This is a genomic window from Methylobacterium sp. WL103 (assembly GCF_008039885.1).
In the GTDB taxonomy this organism is placed as follows: Bacteria; Pseudomonadota; Alphaproteobacteria; order Rhizobiales; family Beijerinckiaceae; genus Methylobacterium; species Methylobacterium cerastii.
On sequence record NZ_VRUX01000896.1, the window covers coordinates 1 to 1255 of the forward strand.

At 73.9% G+C, this 1255-nt stretch carries 1 protein-coding gene and 1 pseudogene; both read left to right on the forward strand.

Annotated elements, in window-relative coordinates; translation table 11 throughout:
* Positions 1–439, forward strand: a pseudogene (locus FV222_RS30205) (DNA repair exonuclease); the annotation flags it as partial.
* Positions 440–527: 88 nt separating this feature from the next.
* On the forward strand, positions 528–1255 hold a 728-nt coding region (locus FV222_RS26520; protein WP_147816104.1), incomplete at its 3' end, for an AAA family ATPase.

Consider the following 1255-nt stretch of genomic DNA (forward strand, 5'->3'; position numbering starts at 1 on the left):
GGCGGTGGCGCTGGTCGAGGCGGCGATGCGTCCGCTGGCGGCGCTGGCGGAGGGCCGCCTGCTCGCGGTGCGGGTGCACCTCACCGGGACCACCGCCGCCCACGACCGGCTCGCGGCCGACCGCGAAACCCTCACCGCGGAGATCCAGGCCGCCGCCGACCGCGTCCACGAGGACATCTGGCTGGAGAAGCTGAAGATCGAGACCGCCCGCCCGAGCGGCGGCCCGCGCGAGAATGTCGTCGACGCCATCGACCCGGCGACGCTGCTCGCCGAGATCGACCGCGACCCCGAGTTCCGCGCCCGCGCGACGGCGGCGCTCGCCGAGATCGCCGCGAAGATGCCGGCGACCGAGGACGGCGACCTGGCCGGCGACCTCGACACCCTCTGCGCCGAGGCCGAGGCGATGATCCTCGGCCGCCTCACCAAACGCGCATGCTGAGCCTGGCGCGCATGCCGAGCTTGGCGCGCATGCCGAGCCCGGCGCCCCCACCGAACTTGCGCCCGGTCTCGGCGGAGCGGAGACACCCATGCGCCTCTTGAGCCTCGACCTCGAACGCTACGGACCCTTCACCGGGCGGCGGGTCGAATTCCGTGCGGACGCGCGCCTGCACGTCGTGCTCGGGCCGAACGAAGCCGGAAAATCCTCGGCGCTCGCCGCGGTGACGGACCTGCTGTTCGGCATCGAGACGCGCACGGCCTACGCCTTCCTCCACGAGATGCCGCAATTGCGGATCGGCGCCGAGATCGGCAGCGCCGACGGCGGCCGGCTGGCGTTCCGACGCCGCAAGGGCAACCGCAACACCCTGGTCAACGCCGACGACGCCGCCCTGCCGGAGGCGGCGCTCGCCCCCTTCCTCGGGGGCCTGACCCGCGAGGTGTTCTGCCGCGCCTTCGGCCTCGACGCGAACAGCCTGCGCGAGGGGGCCAGGGAGATGCTGCTGGCCGAAGGCGAGCTCGGCGCCAGCCTGTTCGCGGCGGCCTCGGGCCTGCGCGGCTACAGCGACCTGCAGAAGAGCCTGGAGGCCGAGTCCGACCGGATCTACGGACCGCGCAAGCGCCAGGACCGCAGCTTCTACCAGGCGTTCGACCGCTACGACGAAGCCCGCAAGGCGATCCGCGAGACGGGGTTGCGCGCCGGCGACTGGCGCGAGCTCAACGAGGGCATCGCCGCGGCCGGGGCGTCGCTGGACGCGATCAAGGCCGAGCGCATGCGGATCGCCGCCGAGCAGGCGCGGCTCGCGCGGCTCAGGCGCGT